The organism is Superficieibacter electus (assembly GCF_002915575.1).
Classification (GTDB): domain Bacteria; phylum Pseudomonadota; class Gammaproteobacteria; order Enterobacterales; family Enterobacteriaceae; genus Superficieibacter; species Superficieibacter electus.
The window spans coordinates 13,468-34,292 of sequence record NZ_PQGD01000011.1 but is presented as its reverse complement, the minus strand read 5'-3'; the positions used below and the strand labels follow the sequence as shown (position 1 = coordinate 34,292).

22 protein-coding genes are annotated in these 20,825 nt (G+C 52.3%); 8 read left to right on the top strand and 14 right to left on the bottom strand.

The annotated features are described in order from the left end of the window. Positions 1-27: 27 nt before the first annotated feature. From CHU32_RS14480 to CHU32_RS14460, 5 genes are all read right to left on the bottom strand, one after another. A complete protein-coding gene (locus CHU32_RS14480; protein ID WP_103676916.1) occupies positions 28-1,077 on the bottom strand; it encodes a DUF3828 domain-containing protein in 1,050 nt (349 codons plus the stop codon). After that, positions 1,074-1,994 (bottom strand): hypothetical protein, encoded by a 921-nt coding sequence (locus CHU32_RS14475; RefSeq protein ID WP_176691673.1) that lies wholly within the window; start codon positions 1,992-1,994, stop codon positions 1,074-1,076. Before CHU32_RS14475 ends, CHU32_RS14480 begins: the two co-directional genes overlap by 4 nt. Positions 1,995-2,108: 114 nt before the next feature. After that, entirely contained in the window at positions 2,109-2,570 is a 462-nt protein-coding gene (locus tag CHU32_RS14470; protein ID WP_103677022.1) for an HIT family protein, read from the bottom strand. Further along, a complete protein-coding gene (locus CHU32_RS14465) occupies positions 2,570-3,082 on the bottom strand; it encodes a hypothetical protein (RefSeq protein ID WP_103676915.1) in 513 nt (170 codons plus the stop codon). The genes CHU32_RS14470 and CHU32_RS14465 overlap by 1 nt, the downstream gene beginning before the upstream one ends. Continuing rightward, complete coding sequence (locus CHU32_RS14460) at positions 3,082-4,419, bottom strand: SMI1/KNR4 family protein (RefSeq protein ID WP_103676914.1); 1,338 nt, start codon at positions 4,417-4,419, stop codon at positions 3,082-3,084. Before CHU32_RS14460 ends, CHU32_RS14465 begins: the two co-directional genes overlap by 1 nt. 156 nt (positions 4,420-4,575) lie before the next feature. Here CHU32_RS14460 and CHU32_RS14455 point away from each other — a divergent pair, with 156 nt between their 5' ends. Further along, positions 4,576-5,019, top strand: coding sequence for a carboxypeptidase-like regulatory domain-containing protein (locus CHU32_RS14455; RefSeq protein WP_116480919.1), 444 nt, complete (start codon positions 4,576-4,578; stop codon positions 5,017-5,019). Here CHU32_RS14455 and dkgA read toward each other — a convergent pair. Together dkgA and yqhD are read right to left on the bottom strand one after the other, a co-directional pair. Beyond that, positions 5,016-5,843, bottom strand: a complete 828-nt coding sequence (gene dkgA / locus CHU32_RS14450; RefSeq protein ID WP_103676913.1) for a 2,5-didehydrogluconate reductase DkgA — start codon at positions 5,841-5,843, stop codon at positions 5,016-5,018. The genes CHU32_RS14455 and dkgA overlap by 4 nt on opposite strands. A 101-nt stretch (positions 5,844-5,944) precedes the next feature. Next, positions 5,945-7,108 (bottom strand): alcohol dehydrogenase, encoded by a 1,164-nt coding sequence (gene yqhD, locus CHU32_RS14445; protein WP_103676912.1) that lies wholly within the window; start codon positions 7,106-7,108, stop codon positions 5,945-5,947. Between the two features lie 172 nt (positions 7,109-7,280). On the opposite strand from yqhD, the gene CHU32_RS14435 reads away from it, so the two are divergent. Continuing rightward, entirely contained in the window at positions 7,281-8,180 is a 900-nt protein-coding gene (locus CHU32_RS14435; RefSeq protein WP_103676910.1) for an AraC family transcriptional regulator, read from the top strand. A gap of 36 nt (positions 8,181-8,216) precedes the next feature. On the opposite strand, the gene yghB is transcribed toward CHU32_RS14435, so the two are convergent. Both yghB and metC read right to left on the bottom strand, forming a co-directional pair. Next, positions 8,217-8,876: a DedA family general envelope maintenance protein YghB gene (gene yghB, locus CHU32_RS14430; protein WP_103676909.1), complete on the bottom strand. Its 660-nt coding sequence runs from the start codon at positions 8,874-8,876 to the stop codon at positions 8,217-8,219. 132 nt (positions 8,877-9,008) lie between these two features. Continuing rightward, positions 9,009-10,196 (bottom strand): cystathionine beta-lyase, encoded by a 1,188-nt coding sequence (metC, locus tag CHU32_RS14425; RefSeq protein WP_103676908.1) that lies wholly within the window; start codon positions 10,194-10,196, stop codon positions 9,009-9,011. 249 nt (positions 10,197-10,445) lie between these two features. On the opposite strand from metC, the gene exbB reads away from it, so the two are divergent. Then, a complete protein-coding gene (gene exbB / locus CHU32_RS14415; RefSeq protein ID WP_103676907.1) occupies positions 10,446-11,180 on the top strand; it encodes a tol-pal system-associated acyl-CoA thioesterase in 735 nt (244 codons plus the stop codon). A 6-nt stretch (positions 11,181-11,186) separates the two neighbouring features. Continuing rightward, a complete protein-coding gene (gene exbD, locus CHU32_RS14410) occupies positions 11,187-11,612 on the top strand; it encodes a TonB system transport protein ExbD (protein WP_103676906.1) in 426 nt (141 codons plus the stop codon). Positions 11,613-11,901: 289 nt separating this feature from the next. Here exbD and CHU32_RS14405 read toward each other — a convergent pair whose 3' ends face one another. Then, on the bottom strand, positions 11,902-12,798 hold the full coding sequence (locus CHU32_RS14405) for an SDR family oxidoreductase (protein WP_103676905.1): 897 nt from the start codon (positions 12,796-12,798) through the stop codon (positions 11,902-11,904). A gap of 229 nt (positions 12,799-13,027) precedes the next feature. Here CHU32_RS14405 and CHU32_RS14400 point away from each other — a divergent pair, with 229 nt between their 5' ends. Together CHU32_RS14400 and CHU32_RS14395 are read left to right on the top strand one after the other, a co-directional pair. After that, positions 13,028-14,455: a glycoside-pentoside-hexuronide (GPH):cation symporter gene (locus tag CHU32_RS14400; RefSeq protein WP_103676904.1), complete on the top strand. Its 1,428-nt coding sequence runs from the start codon at positions 13,028-13,030 to the stop codon at positions 14,453-14,455. Between the two features lie 11 nt (positions 14,456-14,466). Further along, entirely contained in the window at positions 14,467-15,993 is a 1,527-nt protein-coding gene (locus tag CHU32_RS14395) for a glycoside hydrolase family 43 protein (protein ID WP_103676903.1), read from the top strand. Here the strand turns inward: CHU32_RS14395 and CHU32_RS14390 are convergent. Further along, positions 15,990-16,436 (bottom strand): cytoplasmic protein, encoded by a 447-nt coding sequence (locus CHU32_RS14390; RefSeq protein WP_103676902.1) that lies wholly within the window; start codon positions 16,434-16,436, stop codon positions 15,990-15,992. The genes CHU32_RS14395 and CHU32_RS14390 overlap by 4 nt on opposite strands. A 1-nt stretch (position 16,437) precedes the next feature. Next, positions 16,438-16,842, bottom strand: a complete 405-nt coding sequence (locus CHU32_RS14385; protein WP_103676901.1) for a hypothetical protein — start codon at positions 16,840-16,842, stop codon at positions 16,438-16,440. A 100-nt stretch (positions 16,843-16,942) separates the two neighbouring features. On the opposite strand from CHU32_RS14385, the gene CHU32_RS14380 reads away from it, so the two are divergent. Next, a complete protein-coding gene (locus CHU32_RS14380) occupies positions 16,943-17,446 on the top strand; it encodes an ESA_00282 family adhesion-associated protein (protein ID WP_103676900.1) in 504 nt (167 codons plus the stop codon). A gap of 201 nt (positions 17,447-17,647) precedes the next feature. Next, positions 17,648-19,285 (top strand): methyl-accepting chemotaxis protein, encoded by a 1,638-nt coding sequence (locus CHU32_RS14375; RefSeq protein ID WP_103676899.1) that lies wholly within the window; start codon positions 17,648-17,650, stop codon positions 19,283-19,285. A 37-nt stretch (positions 19,286-19,322) separates the two neighbouring features. On the opposite strand, the gene yghU is transcribed toward CHU32_RS14375, so the two are convergent. Continuing rightward, positions 19,323-20,189 (bottom strand): glutathione-dependent disulfide-bond oxidoreductase, encoded by an 867-nt coding sequence (gene yghU / locus CHU32_RS14370; protein WP_103676898.1) that lies wholly within the window; start codon positions 20,187-20,189, stop codon positions 19,323-19,325. A 43-nt stretch (positions 20,190-20,232) separates the two neighbouring features. Next, positions 20,233-20,790, bottom strand: coding sequence for a DsbA family protein (locus CHU32_RS14365; protein WP_103676897.1), 558 nt, complete (start codon positions 20,788-20,790; stop codon positions 20,233-20,235). Positions 20,791-20,825 lie beyond the last annotated feature (35 nt).

Here is a 20,825-nt window from a genome sequence, read left to right as displayed (position 1 = left end):
AATTCTTCCGCCGTCTTGACTAAAATTTCACTGCAAATTTTTACGCGTGGCTTCCTGCATCTGTTTCAGCAGGCTGCCGTGAACCGGACGGATAATATCGCTAATTTCCCATCTTCCCGCCGCGCGCTGTAGCATAACATCCCGCTCATGGCGGGTTGTATCGGTGAGCGTGAAGCGGATGTGAACCTGAGCGCGATCCGCCGTGCGTTCAACCAGGCGAATCTCCCCGAGGCTGGCGAACTGCATTCCTGCACATCCGCAGACAGGATTATCATAGAGATATTGCGATTCTTCCTTCATGTCCGCTTGTGAATCATCCCTTTTCATCAGATGATCCTGGCGGTAATCATGCAGCGCCTCATAAAACTGCCAGCTGCCGGTCCAGGGCCACGGCCAGGCATCATGGCTGAGACGGCCAAAGAATTCTGGTACCCGCTCTGGCATACTGTGGCCTTTGATCGTAGAGCGATAATACTCATCCACCGCCTGGCGGTATTCGGGAGAAAATATGCCGGTCCATGGCCAGTAGCTATTCGTTGAATGACGGAACAACTCGCCGACAAAATCCTGGGGTTGTTCTCGTTGCAGTGATGTCAGGCTGGCGAGGATGCGCTGATTTTCATTATGCAACATCTGCCACAGGCTGCCGTCCTGACTGACAATATCGTCGATCTGCCAGCGGCCATTTTCAGTGACCAGTTTTAGCGTTTGGGTTGTGCTCTCCGGTTCCTGGCCAAACAGGCGAAAGCGCACGGTTACGCTGGCACGATCCGCATCGTGCTGGCTGGTGGTGATGTTCTCCAGGGTAAAATTATCATAATCCTGACAGTTGCAAATAGGATCAAAATTCAGCCAGCCGATCTCACCTGGTGGCATCAACAGATCGTTTAAGGCCAGCTCATTTTTGATTCGTGAGGACGCCGGGGAACGTATGTCGCCAAAATAAATGCTGGTGTCATTCTGCTCATAATCCTGGTAAATCTGCCTGACGGTCTGCTCCGCTGAGAGTGGCGGTGTTTTCGCCAGTACCGGGCAACTCAATATGATGCTCAGGCCAAACAGAATGTATTTTCTCATTTTTTGTTCTCGCTTTTTTCCTGTGCGGCTTTTATTTCAGCTATCTTTTTTTCTCTTATCCGCTCCCACTCTTTGCGGGTGGTGACCCGTTCATAGCGGGTAATATCGGTAATACCGCCGCGCCGCAGACCCAGATGGCCGGACATGTCCATATCAAAGGTGCCGGTGATGTGGACATATTCACCGTTAAGCTGCTGTGCTTTGCCGTAAGAAATCTGCGAATTAGGGAAGTCAATGTCCAGCCACAGACTGTCGCCATCGACGTCGTTCTCCCAGGATGCTTTATTGAGATAAACCGCGTTTCCTTCAAATTCAATGTTGCCAACGCCGATAATATTGACTCTTTGCAGATGATATTTTTCAGGTTGGGCGAGAAGAGCGATCATGGAAATATCACGCCAGGGGCTGGTATCGGGCTGACTGGCGGAAGCTGTCTGTTTAATGCGCGTATCCTCGCGGATCTCTGCACGCAGGCTTTTTGGCGTCTCTGCGCCGTCATCAGTGTCTTCCACCTGCCAGCGGTTATCGCTGTTATTGCGGACCAGCGTCAGCCCCAGCAGTCGGTGAGCGCCGACGTGATTTTGATTAAGCGTGAGTTGCAGCAGCGCGTGTACACGACCCGCGTTGAGCGGCGTGGTGTCGATTAGCTCGCCGGAGATAAATTCTTCATCCTGACAGCGACAGAGCAGATTATTATTCAGCCACGGACTGACGCCGCCGGGCGTGGCGCATTGGTTGAGATATAAATCTTCCCGCAGTCCCCATGACAGGCGTTTGTCCTGGCGAATATCGCTATCAACAGATGCCAGTGGGTGATAGAGCCGCGTGATGGCCTCTGCTAACGTCTCTTTGCCCTGCGCACTTTGCGTAAATGCGCACAGCGCCAGCATAGCCACACTTACTTGCCAGTGTTTCATCAACATGTCCTTGTTGTCAGCGTTTTATCCTGAAAAATATCAAACGGTATTATCGTACGGGAAAAGATGATTTCTACAACACAGGCCCGGAAACCAGACCTGTATCTGTTGAGGTTAAATCTCTGTCTGGCGAATCAACGTTGCCAGGGCGGCCAGTTTTTCGTCATCGGCGCGTTCATGATCGTGCGATGACAGATATCCCTCATACTGTTCGAAGAACTTATTTTGCCGTGATTCGATAGGTTTCCACTCGCCGAGGTTGCCGGTACCGTGCATCGGACTGAGCTTGCTGTGCACATGGTCCACGCCAAAGCCTTCGAAAAACATTCCCGTACGGCCCACGTCCGGGAACGCGCGATCCAGTAGTTTCGCCACTTTCTGCGTGGCGAGGGTTAAATCCGTCAGCACCTGTGGCGGCAGATCGAACGCATAGCTTGGGTAGTGTTTTTTGGGGATCACTACCGTAAAACCGTCGGTATTGGGGAAAATGGATAAAAACGCCAGATGGTGGTCGTCTTCCCAGATTTTATGGCAGGGTGCTTTGCCTTCGGCGATCTGGCAAAAAATACAGTCTATCATTGTGTTTCCTCCGTGGCCCTGGCCTTAAGCAATTCTTTTTCCAGTTCAATCAGTTTGCTTTCTTTTTCATAACTCGCTCTGTTTTTCAGCGGCTCATAGCGCGTAATATGTGTAATACCCGCTGGCCAGTTATTCATATGTCCTGTCTCATTGACATCAAAAATACCTTCAATCAGGAATGTCTTTTCATTGTCGGACCAACCCGGCCTGCCATCAAAATCAGCTGTAAAATCACCAATCCATAATCCTTTATTTACCCGCGTGGTTTCTTGATCCCGGTAAACGGCATGATGCTCAAATTGATGGATAACAAAACCGCGAAGACACACTTTGTGGAGCTGATATTTATCGGGCTGCTGGAGGAGGTCGGTAATTGTGACCTCCATGATGGCCGGGTCGGATGTGCATTGCTGTGAAGGTGGAGCAGAACTTACTGGCTCAGAAAGCGCGTAAGCCGGGCCTGCTAACAGACCCAACAGGAGTACAAATATGCTGGCGTTGTATTTCATTATCTTATCAACTCAATGCCTTGAATGTTCAATTCCGGTGCTCGCTTTTTCCCCCAGGTTCTGCGATAGTAATTTTTTCGCAGCGTCTCAAATTCCGGGAAGCGTAATGTAGCGTTATCTACCAGCGGAGGAATGCGTTGATCCTGGATTTCACATAGTGACAGTATTGCCCAGCGCACCGTTTCCATCTCTGAGGCTTCAAATGATGGCAGGATCAGATCAACATAACCATTTTGCGCATCAAAATCTGGCGCTTCTTTCATCGCCCATAACAACGTACGTTTGCAGTCTTCATTTACTATAGAAATAAACGGCAGATAGATGGCATAGCAGTTATGGCTCGTTTTACGTATTGTACGCACTGCGTTAGAAAACGATGTCTGATCAAGTTGAGGCAGTATAGTCAGAAGCGGCTCCGCATATTCTTCTACATCCACGTTTGCCTCGCGTGAATAACGCAGGTTTTCAATGGCGATTTCACGTAACCGGCTGGGTGTTTCAAAGTACATACGCATAATTTCAGGTATACAGGCTGCTTTTGCTACTCTTAACCGAATCAGCGCTTCCTCGCATAATATCGTATCGTTTTCCGTACGGCAGATATGTTCCCAGAACGCTAACGTCTCTAATTCAAGCTGTGGAAAACGACATAATGAGAAAACAATCTTATGGCGTAACTGGGAAATCTGTTCTGTTGCAAACCAGGCTCTTAATTGCTGCTGGTTTCCTGGCACACTGATGATAAAACCGTCCATACTCATTCCGGCAATGAAATTGTCCAGCCAGCGCTCATACCAGTCGAGAAAATTTTGATCATAAACAAACACAAAAGGTTGTTCCTCATCGCCATCGGTTTGCATCAATCGCCCGCGATGCTGTCCGGTGACAACAAGACAAATATCAAAGGCGCAGCCCTGCGTCATAATAACCAGCGAACCGTCGAAAAACAGACACTTTTCGCTATCTTCAGGATCGCCATAGAGGGGATTGCGCCGGGCATTCAGAGCATCTACGTCCTGCTGCGTCATATACAGCGGAATGGGGCTTTCTTTCTGAATATCGCCATAGATTTCTGTATTGTCTAAAGAATAAAGTCCATAGGCAAACCCTGGACCACCGTTGGCGATATAGCGTAGAAAAATCCGGTATTCACGTGGCAATACTACGCCATGTTTTTCCTCCCATGCCGCCACTTCTCGTTCACTGGCGGGTTCAGGCCACTGATATTTCCACCTGGAGGCACCAAACACTTTATATTCAGGATCTTTTGCTTCAATGTAGGGAAGTTTACTTTTTATCCGTTCGACCTGGGCATGTTCTGCATCTGTAAGTTGCATCGGGATTCTATATATGTTGGTCAGGAATAATTGCAGTCTATCTTGCAACGCTCTAACCCCGGCAGGAATTAATAATTTCTGAAAAACAGCCAGGCAATTGACTTAACAACTAAATCGGTAGTCAATAACCTCCGGTTTTATTATGTGGGAAACAGAATGCAAACACGTTTTTGGCCGGGCCTTATGCTCATCACGCTGCTGCAAAGCGGGTGCGTTACATATTATCAAAACCAGCCAGTAGTCGAGGGAAAAATGCTGGATAGTCACGGACAACCGCTGGCGGGCGTTGATGTTACGCTGACAAGTAATGCCGGTGAGACCAGCGTCTTATCTGACAGCAACGGGCGTTTTTCTTTCCCCGCTAAGCATGAATGGACGTTTTTTCTGCCGATAGGGCCAATTGACTGGATACATCGTGCAGATTTGCATATCCGCACGGCTACGCAGCAGTATGATTATTCCGTCGCGGGCAGATTAGGCAATGCGCATGAAATGGATGGGGCGGCGTTTGGCGTGATTTGCCAGTTGCCGGCGACGACTGAAACGCCGCCGCCGGAAGTGTGTCATCGCACTGGTGTTAATACGGTGAAAGGAGATTAGCCGCCGAACTGATCCGGGTCTGGTCCCAGACGTTTACCCTGATCCAGTTTGGCAATCTCGCCCAGTTCGTCTTTATCAAGACGGAAGTCCCATACGTCAAAGTTCTCAACAATACGGGACGGAGTGACGGATTTCGGGATGACGACCAGTCCGTTATCCAGATGCCAGCGGATCACAATCTGCGCGGGCGTTTTACTGTATTTATCGGCAAGCTGGCGAATCACTTTTTGATCGAACACGCCCTCGCCGCCCTGCGCCAGCGGGCTCCAGGACTCGGTCTGGATCTTATGCGTGGCGTTCCACGCATGAAGCTGACGCTGCTGCAACAGCGGGTGTAGTTCGATCTGGTTGATCACTGGCGTCACACCCGTTTCATCAATCAGCCGTTGCAGATGGTTGATCTGAAAATTGCAGACGCCGATGCTTTTTACCAGCCCCTGTTTTTGCAGGTCGATCATACCTTCCCATGCCTGAACATAGCGATCGATGGCCGGCACTGGCCAGTGCATCAGATAGAGATCCACATGATCGAGCTGAAGTTTATCAAGGCTTTCCTGCAATGCTTCGGCAGGCCGTTTTTGATCGTCATTCCACAGTTTAGTGGTAATAAAGAGATCGTCACGTGCAATTCCCGCACTCTGTAACGCTTTCCCTACACCGTCTTCATTCTTGTACGCCGCCGCCGTGTCAATGGAGCGATAGCCCACTTCCAGCGCTTTATGGATGGCCTGGACTACCTCGTCATTGCCTGCTTTCCACACGCCGAGACCCAGTTGTGGCATTACGTTGCCGTCATGGAGTTTGATTACGCCTGGATGTGTCATGCATTCCTCCTTATTGGAAACTCGCCGGAGCATTCCCGACGAAGTTGTGTGCATTAAGTCTGGACGAAAAAGCCAAAAACGAAAGTCGGGAGCTAAAATGCTTAGCGTGCCGCTTCGTAAATCCGGCGGCTGACGTCGAGTGTAATATCGCCGTGTTCGCCCAGCGCCGTCATGCCGTGTTCTTCCAGTTTCGCCAGCAGTGCCGGGATGGAGCTACCGTCCAGACCGTAGCCGGAAAGACGGGTCGGCACGCCAAGCTGCTCAAAGAAGTGACGTGTGGCGGCAATCGCGGCGTCAATACGTTCTTCCTCGCTGCCTTCGGTAATGTTCCACACGCGTTCAGCATATTGCAGCAGTTTGCCGCGTTTCGCCTCGCGCTTTTCATTCCATAATGCGGGCAGTACGACCGCCAGGGTTTGCGCATGATCAAGACCGTGCATTGCCGTCAGTTCATGGCCGAGCATATGCGTTGCCCAGTCCTGCGGCACGCCTGCACCAATCAGACCGTTCAGCGCCTGGGTGGCGGCCCACATGACGTTAGCGCGAACATCGTAGTTTTCCGGCTCCTGAAGCGCTTTCGGACCATCTTCCACCAGCGTCAGCAGAATGCCTTCGGCAAAGCGATCCTGAATTTTCGCGTTCACGGGATAGGTAACGTACTGCTCAACGGTATGCACAAAGGCATCAACCACGCCGTTAGCTACCTGACGTGGCGGCAGGGTGTAGGTATATACCGGATCGAGCACCGCGAAGACTGGCTGAACGAATGGCGAGTGGAAAGCCTGCTTGTCACCGGTGGTTTTACGGGAGATAACCGCACCTTTATTGGATTCGGAACCGGTCGCCGGCAGGGTCAGAACGGAACCCATCGGGATGGCGCTACGGATGTCGCTGCCGCTGGTTTGCAGGATATGCCACGGATCGACGCCGTCCGCATAATGCGCGGCGGCAGCGATGAATTTGGTACCGTCCAGCACGGAACCGCCGCCGACGGCCAGCAGGAAAGTCACTTTTTCTTCGCGAGCGATTTTCACCGCGTTCATCAGTGTTTCATAAGACGGATTCGGCTCAATGCCGCCGAACTCACGCACGTCCAGCCCGGCCAGCGCACTGTGAACCTGATCCAGCACGCCGGTTTTCTTAACGCTGCCGCCACCATAGGTGATGAGAACGCGGGCGTCCGCCGGGATTTGATCGCGCAGATCGGCGATGGCGTTTTTACCAAACAGAATGCGAGTCGGGGTATGCAGAGTAAAGTTATTCATTGCTCGTTACCTTTATAGGGGTAAAAATTCAGGCTTCATTGTGGTCCTGGGGCGGAGAGCTCTCAATGCATATTTCTGCCGTTGTCTTGCCCATTTCTCCACAACGCTGGAGAAAGCCATTAAATGCAGGCAGACTAAACGAGTGATATTGCGCCCCCGGAGATGACCGTTTATGAACCGTCAGGAAGTGTGTCAGCAGCTTACCGCAAAAATTAACCTGCTCAGAGATAACGAAAAATCGCTCAGCGCGCTGCTGCCAGACGTGCGTCTGCTGTACGGTACGCAGCCCGGCACCCGCACGCCAGTGATGTACCAGCCGGGGATCATTTTTCTCTTTTCCGGCCATAAAATTGGTTATATTAACGAACGCGTTTTCCGCTACGACACCAATGAGTATTTGCTGCTGACCGTGCCGCTCCCTTTTGAATGTGAAACTTATGCGACGCCGGAAATTCCGTTGGCGGGTATCCGGCTGAATGTGGATATTTTGCAGTTGCAGGAACTGCTAATGGACATCGGCGAGGACGAGCATTTTCAGCCTGGGGAGTCGGCGAGCGGCATTAATTCTTCGGTGCTGACGGATGAAATCCTCTGTGCCGCTGAACGTCTGCTGGACGTTATGGAGCACCCGCTGGATGCGCGTATTCTTGGCCGGCAAATTATCCGTGAAATCCTTTATCATGTATTAATCGGCCCACGCGGCGGCGCGCTGCTGGCGCTGGTCAGCCGTCAGACCCATTTCAGCCTGATCAGCCGTGTCCTCAAGCGCATTGAAAGTCATTACACCGAAAACCTCAGCGTCGATCAGCTTGCTGCTGAGGCCAACATGAGCGTCTCAGCGTTTCACCACAACTTTAAGTCGGTGACCAGCACCTCGCCGCTCCAGTATCTGAAATCGTATCGTCTGCATAAGGCACGAATGCTGATGGTCCACGATGGTATGAAAGCCAGCGCGGCGGCGATGCGGGTAGGTTACGAAAGCGCTTCACAGTTCAGCCGCGAATTTAAACGCTATTTTGGCCTTACGCCAGGGGAAGATGCGGCGCGGATAAGAACGATTCAGGGAATATAATGCCGATGGTGCATCGCCCGACGGCGATGCATAACATCAGGCGCTGCAGTATTTCTTTTTCACTACCACGATAATGGTCCCCAGTAGCCCGGCGACCAGCAGGAAAATGGGCAGAATCATCAGGAAGGTCATTACCTGGTCTTCATGACGCTTCACAAACGGGATCATGCTGAGCGCATAGCCAAAGCTGGTCACCACCAACACCCACAATAGCCCGCTCAGCCAGTTAAAAAACTGAAAGCGACGGTTTGAAAGGCCGGAGATACCTGCCATGGTAGGCAACAACGTTCTGACAAAGGCCAGAAAGCGCCCGGCCAGCAGCGCCAGCAAGCCGTGGCGATCGAACATGCAGGTGGCGCGCTGGTGATATTTGGCGGGAAGCTGAGCCAGCCAGCCTTTAACCACACGCGTATTCCCCAGCCAGCGTCCCTGTGCGTAGCTCAACCAGCAGCCGAGGCTTGCAGCGGTGGTCAGAATAGCAACGGTTGGAACGAACCCCATCACGTCTCTGGCAATCAGCGCGCCAGCCAGCAGAAGCAGACTGTCGCCGGGTAAAAAAGAGGCGGGCAGCAGACCATTTTCCAGAAACAAGGTGGCAAACATGACCAGATAGACGACACCAATAATGTGCGGATTCGCCAGAGCAGCAAAATCATGCTGCCAGAGCGCGGCGACGATATTATGAATAACAGCCATGAACTTTCCCGTGAAACAGCATCTATTCGACGATTGTATCCTTTTCTCGTCCGGGCGTTGTTGATCCCGGACGCAGCATTGCAGACTTTTCCACTGTTAAGTTGCGAAAAGATGTGCGTCCTCGTCCTATTATTACACGATCCGTGTGAACCCCGCTGCTAAATCAGCAAGAAGATCGTCAACATTTTCCAGTCCAATATGAACGCGGATCAGCGTGCCGTCAAAATCCACCTCGCCGTCAGGGCGAATAGCGGCGATATGCTCTGGTTGGTTGGCGAGGATGAGCGACTCATAGCCGCCCCAGGAGTAGGCCATACTGAATAACGAGAAGTTATCAAGATAGTCCGCCAGTTCTCTGTCGTTCAGTCTTTTTTTAAGAACAAACGAGAACAGGCCGCTGCTGCCGGTGAAATCGCGCTTCCAGAACTCGTGACCTTTGCTGCCGGGCAGGGCAGGGTGATTTACCTGCGCGACCTGCGGGTGAATAGCCAGCCATTCGGCAATTTTCAGGCTGCTTTCATGGTGCTGGCGCAGACGCACGCCAAGAGTACGCAGGCCGCGACTGGTCATGTACGCGGTATCGGCATCGACCATCTGACCCATCAGGTAAGCGTTTTCACGCAGTTGATCCCAGCAGCGGGCGTTGGCTACCGCCGTGCCTATCATCGCGTCAGAGTGACCGACCAGGTATTTGGTTGCCGCCTGAATTGAGATATCAACACCGAAATCGAGCGCTTTAAACAGAATACCTGCCGCCCAGGTGTTGTCTATCATGATAATGGCGTCCGGAGCGACGTTTCTGACCGCCGCCACGATGGCCGGCACGTCATGCACTTCCATGGTGATGGAGCCGGGAGATTCCAGGAACACAATTTTCGTGTTGGGCTGGACGCGCTCGGCAATTTTTGCGCCAATCAGTGGATCGAACCAGCTGGTCGTGACGCCCAGTTTAGCGAGGATTTTGCTGGCGAAGTCCTGCGTTGGTTCATAGGCGGTATTGGTAATCAGAATATGGTCGCCCTGTTCGACAAAGGCGAGAATGGTATTGGCCACGGCCGCCGCGCCGCAGGGAAACAGTGCACAGCCAGCGCCGCCCTCCAGTTCGCACATAGCCTCCTGGAGCGAAAAATGGGTCAGCGTACCGCGGCGGCCATAAAAGAGTTCACCTTTCGCCCGATTGCGGGTGGCGTGTTTTTTCGCTTCTACCGTGTCAAATACCAGCGAAGATGCCCGCTGAATCACACTATTTACTGAACCCAGAGTATATTTTTTGCTGCGCCCTGCGTTTACCAGGGCGGTATCAATGTGCTTCTCTGACATGTCGCTCAACCTGTTTCATCCATCTGGACGTCTAAATTATCACGATTGTCGTATTATGCACCCGTAGAGAGTGATATTCAGGATAAAAATTTACCTTAATTCGACTTACGACTTTTTTACTGCGTAAGCGCAAGGAAAATGAGCAAAATTTACGGCAGTATGTAAATACTAATGAGAACTACTATCAATTCGACGTTGTTTTGATATTATTATGCTCAGATTTTGTGACTTATGTCCTGGAGATTGAGAGTGGGTAATAATTTGATGCAGACGGATCTTTCCGTGCTGGGTATGTATCAACATGCCGACATCGTGGTTAAAATTGTGATGATTGGCCTGATCCTGGCATCCGTCGTCACCTGGGCAATTTTCTTCAGCAAAAGCGCGGAAATGCTGGCGCATAAGCGTCGCATCAAGCGTGAGCAGCAGCAACTGGCAGAGGCCCGCTCTCTGGATCAGGCAAGCGAAATTGCCTCTTCCTTCCACAGCAGAAGCTTAAGTACCCGCCTGCTTTATGAAGCGCAGAACGAGCTGGAACTCTCCGCTGGCTCCGCCGATAACGAAGGTATTAAAGAACGTACCGGTTTCCGACTGGAACGTCGCGTTGCCGCTTTTGGCCGTCATATGGGCCGTGGCAATGGCTATCTGGCGACCATCGGCGCGATTTCGCCCTTCGTCGGCCTGTTCGGTACGGTATGGGGCATCATGAACAGCTTCATCGGCATCGCGCAGACGCAGACCACTAACCTTGCGGTGGTTGCTCCGGGTATCGCGGAAGCGCTGTTGGCAACGGCGATTGGCCTGGTAGCCGCTATCCCGGCGGTGGTGATCTACAACATCTTCGCCCGTATGATCGGCAGCTATAAAGCGACACTTGGCGATGTGGCCGCACAGATCCTGCTGCTCCAGAGCCGCGACCTCGATCTGGATGCTAGCAACGCTGCGCAGTCCGTTCGCCCCACTCAGAAACTCCGCGTAGGTTAATGCAATATGGCTTTGCATCTTAATGAAAATCTGGATGACAACGGCGAAATGCACGACATCAACGTCACGCCGTTTATCGACGTGATGCTGGTATTGCTGATCATCTTCATGGTGGCGGCTCCGCTGGCGACCGTTGATGTGAAAGTGAATTTACCGGCTTCTTCCAGTCAGCCGCAGCCGCGTCCGGAAAAACCGATTTACCTGTCGGTAAAAGCGGATAACAGCATGTTTATTGGTAACGATCCGGTCACCGATGACACCATGGTTAATGCGCTGAACACCCTGACCGAGGGTAAGAAAGACACCACTATCTTTTTCCGCGCGGATAAAACCGTGGATTATGAAACGATGATGAAGGTAATGGACACTCTGCACCAGGCGGGCTATCTGAAGATTGGTCTGGTGGGTGAGGAAGTGACGAAGGCGAAATAATTGCCTGACACCGCTCCGGCTTCGGTATCGCGATTTCCCCCGGTGGCGCTGCGCTTACCGGGGCTACAGTTTTATAATGACCACGTTGGATTGTTGGCCCGCTGGTGCGCTTACAGATGGTTAACCATTGATGTAGGCCCGGTGGCGCTGCGCCAACGAGCAAGATTCTATAGGAACCGCTCCAGGCTGACCTGCCGGATAGCGCTTCGCTTATCCGGCCCGGGTCAGGGTAACATCCAAATGTAGGCCCGGTAAGCGCAGCGCCACCGGGCAGATCATCGCAGGGCTATCACCCCAAATGCTCCCCACCGCACACGCCGTGAACCTCGGCGGTCACGTAGCTCGACTCATGACTTGCCAGATAAACGTAAATCGGTGCCAGCTCGGCGGGCTGACCGGCGCGTTTCATCGGCGTTTGCTGGCCAAACTCAGGCAGTTTCTCCTGCGGCTGACCGCCGGAAATTTGCAGCGCAGTCCAGATGGGGCCCGGAGCGACCACATTCACCCGAATCCCTTTTTCTGCTACCTGTTTCGCCAGCCCACGGCTGTAATTAAGAATTGCAGCTTTAGTTGAGGCGTAGTCCAGCAGATGCGGACTGGGTTGATAAGCCTGAATGGATGACGTTGTAATAATGCTCGCCCCGGCAGAAAGCAGCGGCAGCGCCTCCTGAGTGATCCAGAACAGGGCAAAAACGTTCACCGCATAGGTTTTCTGAAATTGCTCACTGGTGAGATCGGCTATTTCCTCAATGGCAACCTGCTTCCCGGCGACCAGCGCCAGCACATCCAGTCCACCCAATGCTTCACGTGCCTTATGGACCAGCGAACGGGCAAAGGTTTCGTCGCTTAAATCGCCGGGTATCAGTACAGCTTTACGTCCGGCGGCTTCAATCAGCGCTTTCACATCCTGCGCATCCTCTTCTTCTGCGGGCAGATAGTTAATTGCCACATCAGCGCCTTCGCGCGCGTAAGCAATGGCGGCAGCGCGCCCAATACCAGAGTCGCCCCCGGTCACCAGCGCCTTACGAGCGCTAAGACGGCCACTACCGACATAGCTTTTTTCACCGCAGTCCGGTACCGGTGTCATTTTGGCCTGCACGCCCGGCGCAGGCTGCTTTTGTTTAGGGTATTCACCGGTATGGTACTGGGTGGTGGGATCTTGCGGGGTCGTCTGATTCTTCGACATGAATACGCTCTCCATTGTGGGTTACTGATGCTTTAAGCGTAGTCATCCCGGCTGACTTAAAAGAAATAATCGGAGTATACCGTACTGAAAATGGTGTCATACCAATAGTTCAGATGTGTGACATCTTTCACGGTTAATAAAAAACATAACCGGGGAACGTAAAATTGCAATAGGCGTGTCCCTCATGCGCTCCTACAGTGAAACTTCCACTTTTCATGAGGGAATTATCATGGCTGGCGACAATAAGTTGTCGATTGCAGAAAAATTAGGATTTGGCATGGGGGATGCAGCATGTGGGATAGTTTACTCCTCGGTAACCATGTTCCTGACCTGGTTTTACACTGATATTTATGGGCTTTCCGCAGCCGCCGTTGGGGTCATGTTTTTGGTGACGCGCGTCCTTGATGCCATCACCGACCCGCTTACCGGCATTGTGGCGGACAGAGTTAAAACGCGGTGGGGGCATTTTCGCCCCTGGCTTATCTGGTTTGCCATCCCCTACGCCGTTCTCGCGGTAATGACCTTCACTACCCCTGCATTTGGTGCTTCTGGTAAATTACTCTACGCATATTTGACCTACACCTTATTGATGCTGTGCTACACCTTTATCAATATTCCTTACTGCGCATTAGGTGGCGTTATCACCCGCGATGAAAAAGATCGTTTATCTGCCCAATCCTGGCGTTTCACTATTTCGTCAGTAGCGGGGCTGATGGTATCCGTGGCGACACTCTTTCTCGTTGACTGGTTGGGTAAAGACGATAAGCAATTCGGCTTCCAGGCGACAATGGGGATCATGGGCTTTATCGCCGTGGTGATGTTATTTGCCTGCTTTTTTACTACCCGTGAGCGTGTGGCACCGGTAATAGAGACGCAGGGAAGCGTTATTGAGGATTTGCGTCAGCTGCTGGCGAACGATCAATGGCGTATCGTTGCCATTATTACGTTTTTCTCCAGCATGGCAGGCGTGATGCGCAGCGCTGCTACCCTTTATTATGCAACCTATCTTATGGCGGGGGGAATGGAGGCTGCGGCCGGGACTGCCATGAAATCGGCTTTTGTTTCGACCAGTGTCGTAGGGACGATTATCGGCAGTATCGGGGCAGGGTATCTGGCAAAACGCTATAAAGCGGTTTCGCTTTTTAAAAATATTAACCTGCTACTGGTTGCCGTCGGGGTAATCATGTTTTTTGTGCCGCCGACCTGGCTTGCGGTCATCTTTCCTCTTTATTTCCTCGTGGGTTTCTTTCACCAAATGTACCAGCCTTTTAAATGGAACATGATGGCAAACGCCGCGGATTATGGTGAGTGGAAGTTTGGCCGACGTATTACGGGATTATCCTATTCCGGTAACCTTTTTGCCCTGAAAATGGGGATGGCCGTTGCCGGGGCCGTGGTGGGTTTCGCCCTGGGGTTATTTGGTTACCAGGCGGGTGTCAGCGAACAAACTCAGCTGGCAACCACCGGCATCATTGGTTTACTGACGATTGGGCCATCGATTTCTTACCTCATCCTCTGGTGGCTGGCCCGGTTTTACAAACTTGACGATCGGGCCATGCTCACTATCCAGCGCGATCTGGCAGCCAGGCAGCAGGCTGCCACTAACGTAGACGATGAAGTGGCTATCGTCCCTGATGGTGAATGGCATAAAGCATAAGGATGAAGATGATGAATCAGGAGAATTACCACAACCCCATTATCTGCGCCGATTATTCCGATCCGGATATTGTGCGTGTCGGAGATGACTTCTTTATGGTGTCATCCAGCTTCAACCATATGCCAGCGCTCCCGATCCTTCACTCGACCGATCTGATTAACTGGAAAATTATTAATCACGTCTTCGCGGCGCTTCCGCTACCGGGATACGAACGCTACCAGCCAGGTAAAGGCGTTTGGGCACCTTCTTTACGCTGGCATGACGATAAGCTATGGGTTTTTTTCAGCACGCCGGATGAAGGCATATTTATGTGCAATACCCGCGATCCCTGGGGAGAATGGAGCGCTCCTCATTGCCTGCGCCGCGCTTCAGGCTGGATCGACCCCTGCCCATTCTGGGACAGCAACGGGCAAGCATGGCTGGTACACGCATTTGCCCATAGCCGTAGTGGGATCAAACATAAGTTACAACTGCTGCCTATGTCTCCTGATGGAACATCACTGAGCGGCGAAGGCGTGATTATTTATGATGGCAGTTGCGATCAGCCGACGCTGGAAGGCCCCAAAATCTACAAGCGTGGGGAGTGGTATTATATTTTTGCCCCTGCCGGGGGCGTTGAGACCGGATGGGAAACGGTCCTTCGGGCGCGTGAAATGACAGGCCCGTGGGAGGCGCGTAATGTGTTATTCCAGGGCGATACAGCGATAAACGGTCCTCACCAGGGAGGATGGGTAGAGCTGAAAAACGGTGAATGCTGGTTTGTCCATTTTCAGGATGCGCATCTTTACGGTCGGATTGTCCACTTGCAGCCTATGACGTGGGGCGACGATGGCTGGCCGCGGATCGGGGTGCCACTGGGTGAGGATGGCGCAGGCCAGCCGGTAAGCCAATGGTCCAGACCCGCAGGATTACCCTTCACGCCGCAGTATCAACTACAAACCAGCGATGACTTTACCGCTGGCAGGCCAGACCGACAGTGGCAATGGCAGGCTAATCCAGACCCATCCTGGCTAATGCAGGCAGAGCAGGGGCTTCATTTGCGTTGTGTCCCTCTTGAAACCATTGATGGTGAAAAAACGCTCTACTACGCGCCTCATTTACTGCTGCAAAAATTTCCTGCATTTGCCTTCACGGCGACAACGGCGTTGACGCTTAATAGCACGCGTAATGGCGATAGCGGCGGGCTTATTGTCTACGGCGAACGTTATGCCAGTTTGTCTATTGAATATTGTGCGGCGGGGTATCGGCTTGTCTGGCTTTATGGCTGGATGAGTGATGCGGGCATACTACGCGAAACGCGTCAGGTAGTGGCAACGCTGCCCGACGGTCAGTGTGAATGTCAGGTGGTGGTTAAACCTGGCGGAATATGTCATTTTTTCTACCGCACCGATCAACATGACTGGCAGGCTGCACCGGGGACTTTTGTTGCCGGAAAGGGCAAATGGGTTGGCGCGAAAGTCGGGGTCTTTGCAGCCAGTTCTGCCGATACAGCAGGTGAGGGCTACTGCAAATTTCCGTCATTTACTGTGACGGTTTAATCAGCCTCCGGAGGCTGTGGTAGCGTATTTTCAGCCGCTGCTTCAGTCTCAAGCGGGACAATCCGTACATTCGAAGTACGGTAGTTGCCGTCAGAGAGTTTACGCGTCAGGCCGAGTGTGGCGGTCTCGCGCTCGCGTAAATGCTGGTAGCTCGCTTCAATACGGTCAAAGATTTTATCTTTGAGATCCGGACGGCGGGCGATGATTTCGTTGATCACCGCGCCATAAATTTCTTCTTTCACCTGATAAGCGTAAATCTCACGGCGATTTTGCCATTTCATTCTGACCAGCGCGGCAGGGATCGAGACCAGTGCTTTCGCCGTATTCTGGATAGTGGCGTTTTTATCACTAATGAGGACCGCAAGATTGTGCTTTAAGATAACTTCATCGCTTTTTGTATCGTCTAAAGTCAAATAAACGTCTTTGCTATCATATTTTTTCACGTTATTCGTCCTCGAGATCGTAAAACATAGGCGCAATTTTCTCGCGGGTAATCAAATTAAGCCAAATTTCATTTCCGGACTCATTAATTTCCAGCGTTTTATCTGCCAGAATTTGACTTAATTCTTGCGCTGAAAAATCACCGTTGGACTGTAACTCATTAAGGACATGGCAAAATGCCTCAATTTTGACGACGCGAAACAGTCGATCTTTTATATGACGGTCGCGCTCTTCCAGCAGCATATTTCTGGAAAAACCGTTGCGGCCCACCGAGGTTAATATGTCGCTTTCAAGCTCGACGAGGGTTCTTTTTCCCTGAGTTAAACTGGCGCTATTTCCTGCTTCCTCACTCTCTTCCCCGGTCGCGGATGTGTGAAAGCGAGCCGGGATAAGGGTCTCGGGTATCATGTAAATTCCTTAACTTTCAACACCATGAGGAGCATTTTACTGTGAGGCTCGTTGACAATAACATGGCGCACTTTTAAAATCAAAAAAAATGGAGCGCGCCATGAACAGTATTATTTATTTAGTGATTGCACTGCTATTGCTCACCGCTATTATTCTCTTACTAATGACGGAGTTCAATAAAAGACCGGCGGAAAGTGTAGAAGAATCCCCCGCGCCGGTTCAGGCGATGAGCAAAGAAGAGGGGGAAGACCATTTCTCTCTACTGATGAATGCAATTACGCCGGCATGGTACTGGCGGGTAAACCATGAATATATTGACTTTTTACATGCCACTATTAAGCGGATGGACGTTACGCAAATAAAATCGACGCCGGGTTTATTTGATGCCCAGCGTCGCTGTAGCGATCTCAACTCAGCGGTTTATAAATATTACGATAATCTCAAACAGCGCTGTCAGAACGGTGAAAAAGTACCGCGTACCGACCTTGATGTCGTCAACCTCCAGCAATGCTTTCGTGAGTTCAGTATGGATGCCTATCCTGCGCTGGTGGCGCTGGTCTGGCCGGAATATCAGCGTCCATTTGTGAAGCCTTACCTTGTTTAACCCTAATTACCAGAAGGACATGTTGCATAAACGGCGTACATCAGATGAAAATTTTAGAATGTAGTCGTGCTGAATTTCTTTTAACGAAAACTAATATTTACAAAAAATAATCACAAAAGGTTATAAATTTTCGCCAGCTTGCCGATAACTGGAGGTAAGAACGCCCCGCGGGCGTAACCTCACCTAAGGCAAGGAATCTTTATGCGACTTCTTCGTAACTTCACCATCCGCCTCGTCATGCTGTCGATTCTGGGCATTTTCTGCGTGCTATGGTCCGGCGTGGGACTGTACAGCGTGATTTCCCTGACAAAGGTAGCAGAAGGAAATGACATTGATCGGCAACTGGTCAAACAAATGACCCTGTTAAGTCAGGGGAACGATCAGTATTTTCGCTTCGTCACCCGCCTCGGCCGCATTATGGAGACCAAAGCGGCAGGTGGAACCCCTGATTACGCCCCGGCCCAGCAGGCGCTGGACGCCATGCGCAAAAGACTGGATGAACTAAAAGCCATCTCTCCCGGTGCGATGGACGCGCAAATCTCCGCTGAGGTGATCCAAAACTGGCAGGCCCTGTTAGAGCAGGGCGTGGTACCGCAGATGCAGCGTGCGCAGCAGGGGACCATAGACGATTACCGCATGCAGGCCAATACCATCACCCCGCCGCTGAGCCGTGCATTTGGGCAAAGCGCCGAGAAGTTTAATGCGGCGGCGGCCTCTATCCTCGATCATACGCGTATTATGGTCGATGAGCGCACCAACACCACCCGTATTGCGATTATTGCGGCGGCGATCGTTGGCATTTTGCTGCTGCTTTTCTCCGATCGCTATCTGGTGAACATGCTGGTAAAACCGCTGGACCGTATTCGTCAGCAGTTTCGCCAGATTGCCCAGGGCGATCTCAGTCAGCCGATGGAGGACTTCGGGCGTAACTGTGTCGGACAACTGGTGCCGCTACTGAAAGCGATGCAGGACAGCCTGCGCGATGCGGTGAGCAATATTCGCTCCGGCAGCGAAAATATCTGGCGCGGGGCGACAGAAATTGCCACCGGTAATAACGATCTCTCTTCACGTACCGAAGAGCAGGCGGCGGCGCTGGAAGAAACGGCAGCCAGTATGGAGCAGCTTACCGCCACGGTGAAACTGAATGCCGATCATGCCCGTCAGGCCAGCGAACTGGCAGATGTCGCCTCCACTACCGCCAGCGAAGGCGGTGAACTGGTGGGCGAGGTTGTCGATACCATGGTTGGTATCTCTGCCAGTTCGAAGAAAATCGCTGAAATTACTGATGTGATTAACAGTATTGCTTTCCAGACCAATATTCTGGCGCTCAACGCGGCGGTGGAAGCGGCACGCGCGGGTGAGCAAGGACGCGGATTTGCGGTGGTCGCCGGCGAAGTGCGTAACCTGGCCAGCCGCAGTGCAGGGGCAGCGAAAGAAATTGAAGCGCTGATTGCCGACTCCGTCACCCGCGTGGAGAAAGGCTCGCGGCTGGTATCCGATGCCGGAACCACCATGGAAGCGATTCTGCGGGCGGTGCAGGAAGTGACGACCATCATGAAACAAATCGCCGCCGCGACGGATGAGCAAAGCAAAGGCATCTCTCAGGTGGGCATTGCGATTGCGCAAATGGATAGCGTGACCCAGCAGAACGCCTCGCTGGTGGAACAGGTCTCGGCAGCAGCATCCTCGCTGCGGTTGCAAACAGAAGATTTGCGCAGTTCAGTACAAACGTTCCGCCTGTCCGACGAGCCTCTGACGCAGCCGGTAACGCCTTCTGACGCACCGCGTGCGCCGCGTACCGCAAAGCCTGCGGCAACGGAAGAGTGGGTGGCATTCTAAGCTAAACGTCCCCCCAGATTGCCTGGCGGGACGGCTATCAGGACTGACGCTTATCTTCGGTTTGGCTGTCGAAATCGCTGGCGTCGTGGCGCTCATGAAGCTGTTCGTTCAGCGGACCGTTGGTACGGTTAACGATGCGTCCGCGCTTCACAGCCGGACGGCTGGCAATCTCATTGGCCCAGCGCAGCACGTTTTTGTAGCTGCTGGCATCAAGAAATTCCGCTGCATCGTAAACATTGCCGAGCACCACGTTGCCATACCATGGCCAGATGGCCATATCGGCGATGGTATAATCATCGCCTGCAACGTACTGATGCGTCGCCAGTTGTTTATCCAGCACGTCCAGCTGGCGTTTGGCCTCCATGGTAAAGCGATCGATCGCATACTCGATTTTCACCGGCGCGTAATTATAGAAGTGACCGAATCCACCGCCGAGGAACGGTGCCGATCCCTGGAGCCAGAACAACCAGTTCAGCGTTTCAGTGCGGGCGGCCAAATCTTTTGGCAGGAAAGCGCCATATTTTTCCGCCAGATAAACCAGAATGGCACCGGATTCAAACACCCGGGTCGGCGGGGTCGTTGAATGGTCGCGCAACGCCGGAATTTTGGAGTTGGGGTTCACTTCCACAAAGCCACTGGAGAACTGGTCGCCTTCACCGATGCGGATCAGCCACGCGTCATATTCCGCGCCGGTGATGCCTTTTGCCAGGAGCTCCTCAAGCATAATCGTGACTTTCTGCCCGTTCGGTGTGCCCAGCGAGTAGAGCTGGAGCGGATGCCGCCCGACCGGCAGTTCCTTATCATGTGTTGCTCCGGACACCGGGCGATTGATATTGGCGAATGCGCCGCCGCCCTTCTGGTTCCATGTCCATACCTTCGGGGGTTGATAGTTATTCTCTGACATGTTGCCTGCCTTATTAAGGTTGTGTTGTGGGATTGACGCGCTGTCAGGCCAGAAGACGCTCTGCCCAGACGCTGATATCGTCACCGCTGCCTAAATCGGCCTGTACCAGCCCGTTCACCATAAAAGTGGGGGAGACGTGAATGCCGTTCTGGCGCGCGTACTTACAATGCCATTTAATCTCAGCCTGCAAGGCAGGGCGGGCAAAGGCTTCCGCCAGCGTTATGCCGCTGTATTTCTCGATGCGCGCAATAATCTCCTGCGGCGTGGCGTTCATGTTCGGTCCGCTACAGTGATCGGTAAATTCAAATTCTTCGCGATGATCGGCAACGGCCTGTAGCACTTTGCGCGCCGCGTTTCTGCCGTCCGGCAATGTTGACGCCGCCAGGATACAGCGAACAATCACCCCGGAAAACAGATGCCAGGGCTGCGATTGCAGACGGATCTTCACGGTTATTTTATCGTCGCCCACTTGTTCCAGTAGCGCATTGAGTTTGTTAAACGCTCGCACTGAAAACGGACAGGTCGGCTCAAGAAAAACTTCAAACGTTCGCGGACCATGACCCCATTCCAGTGGCTGCGCGAGAGAGTGTGATTGGCTCATTTTTGACTCCTGATGCTAAAAACCATGTTGTGAAT

Bases quoted from the DNA above. Each gene is read 5' to 3' on its own strand.
- exbD (WP_103676906.1), top strand. From the start codon at position 11,187: ATGGCTTTGCATCTTAATGAAAATCTGGATGACAACGGCGAAATGCAC.
- CHU32_RS14475 (WP_176691673.1), bottom strand. From the start codon at position 1,994: ATGAAACACTGGCAAGTAAGTGTGGCTATGCTGGCGCTGTGCGCATTT.
- CHU32_RS14400 (WP_103676904.1), top strand. From the start codon at position 13,028: ATGGCTGGCGACAATAAGTTGTCGATTGCAGAAAAATTAGGATTTGGC.
- yqhD (WP_103676912.1), bottom strand. From the start codon at position 7,108: ATGAATAACTTTACTCTGCATACCCCGACTCGCATTCTGTTTGGTAAA.
- CHU32_RS14435 (WP_103676910.1), top strand. From the start codon at position 7,281: ATGAACCGTCAGGAAGTGTGTCAGCAGCTTACCGCAAAAATTAACCTG.
- metC (WP_103676908.1), bottom strand. From the start codon at position 10,196: ATGTCAGAGAAGCACATTGATACCGCCCTGGTAAACGCAGGGCGCAGC.
- CHU32_RS14380 (WP_103676900.1), top strand. From the start codon at position 16,943: ATGAACAGTATTATTTATTTAGTGATTGCACTGCTATTGCTCACCGCT.
- yghU (WP_103676898.1), bottom strand. From the start codon at position 20,189: ATGTCAGAGAATAACTATCAACCCCCGAAGGTATGGACATGGAACCAG.
- CHU32_RS14480 (WP_103676916.1), bottom strand. From the start codon at position 1,077: ATGAGAAAATACATTCTGTTTGGCCTGAGCATCATATTGAGTTGCCCG.
- dkgA (WP_103676913.1), bottom strand. From the start codon at position 5,843: ATGACACATCCAGGCGTAATCAAACTCCATGACGGCAACGTAATGCCA.
- CHU32_RS14385 (WP_103676901.1), bottom strand. From the start codon at position 16,842: ATGATACCCGAGACCCTTATCCCGGCTCGCTTTCACACATCCGCGACC.
- CHU32_RS14395 (WP_103676903.1), top strand. From the start codon at position 14,467: ATGAATCAGGAGAATTACCACAACCCCATTATCTGCGCCGATTATTCC.
- CHU32_RS14465 (WP_103676915.1), bottom strand. From the start codon at position 3,082: ATGAAATACAACGCCAGCATATTTGTACTCCTGTTGGGTCTGTTAGCA.
- CHU32_RS14405 (WP_103676905.1), bottom strand. From the start codon at position 12,798: ATGTCGAAGAATCAGACGACCCCGCAAGATCCCACCACCCAGTACCAT.
- CHU32_RS14365 (WP_103676897.1), bottom strand. From the start codon at position 20,790: ATGAGCCAATCACACTCTCTCGCGCAGCCACTGGAATGGGGTCATGGT.
- CHU32_RS14455 (WP_116480919.1), top strand. From the start codon at position 4,576: ATGCAAACACGTTTTTGGCCGGGCCTTATGCTCATCACGCTGCTGCAA.
- yghB (WP_103676909.1), bottom strand. From the start codon at position 8,876: ATGGCTGTTATTCATAATATCGTCGCCGCGCTCTGGCAGCATGATTTT.
- CHU32_RS14375 (WP_103676899.1), top strand. From the start codon at position 17,648: ATGCGACTTCTTCGTAACTTCACCATCCGCCTCGTCATGCTGTCGATT.
- CHU32_RS14460 (WP_103676914.1), bottom strand. From the start codon at position 4,419: ATGCAACTTACAGATGCAGAACATGCCCAGGTCGAACGGATAAAAAGT.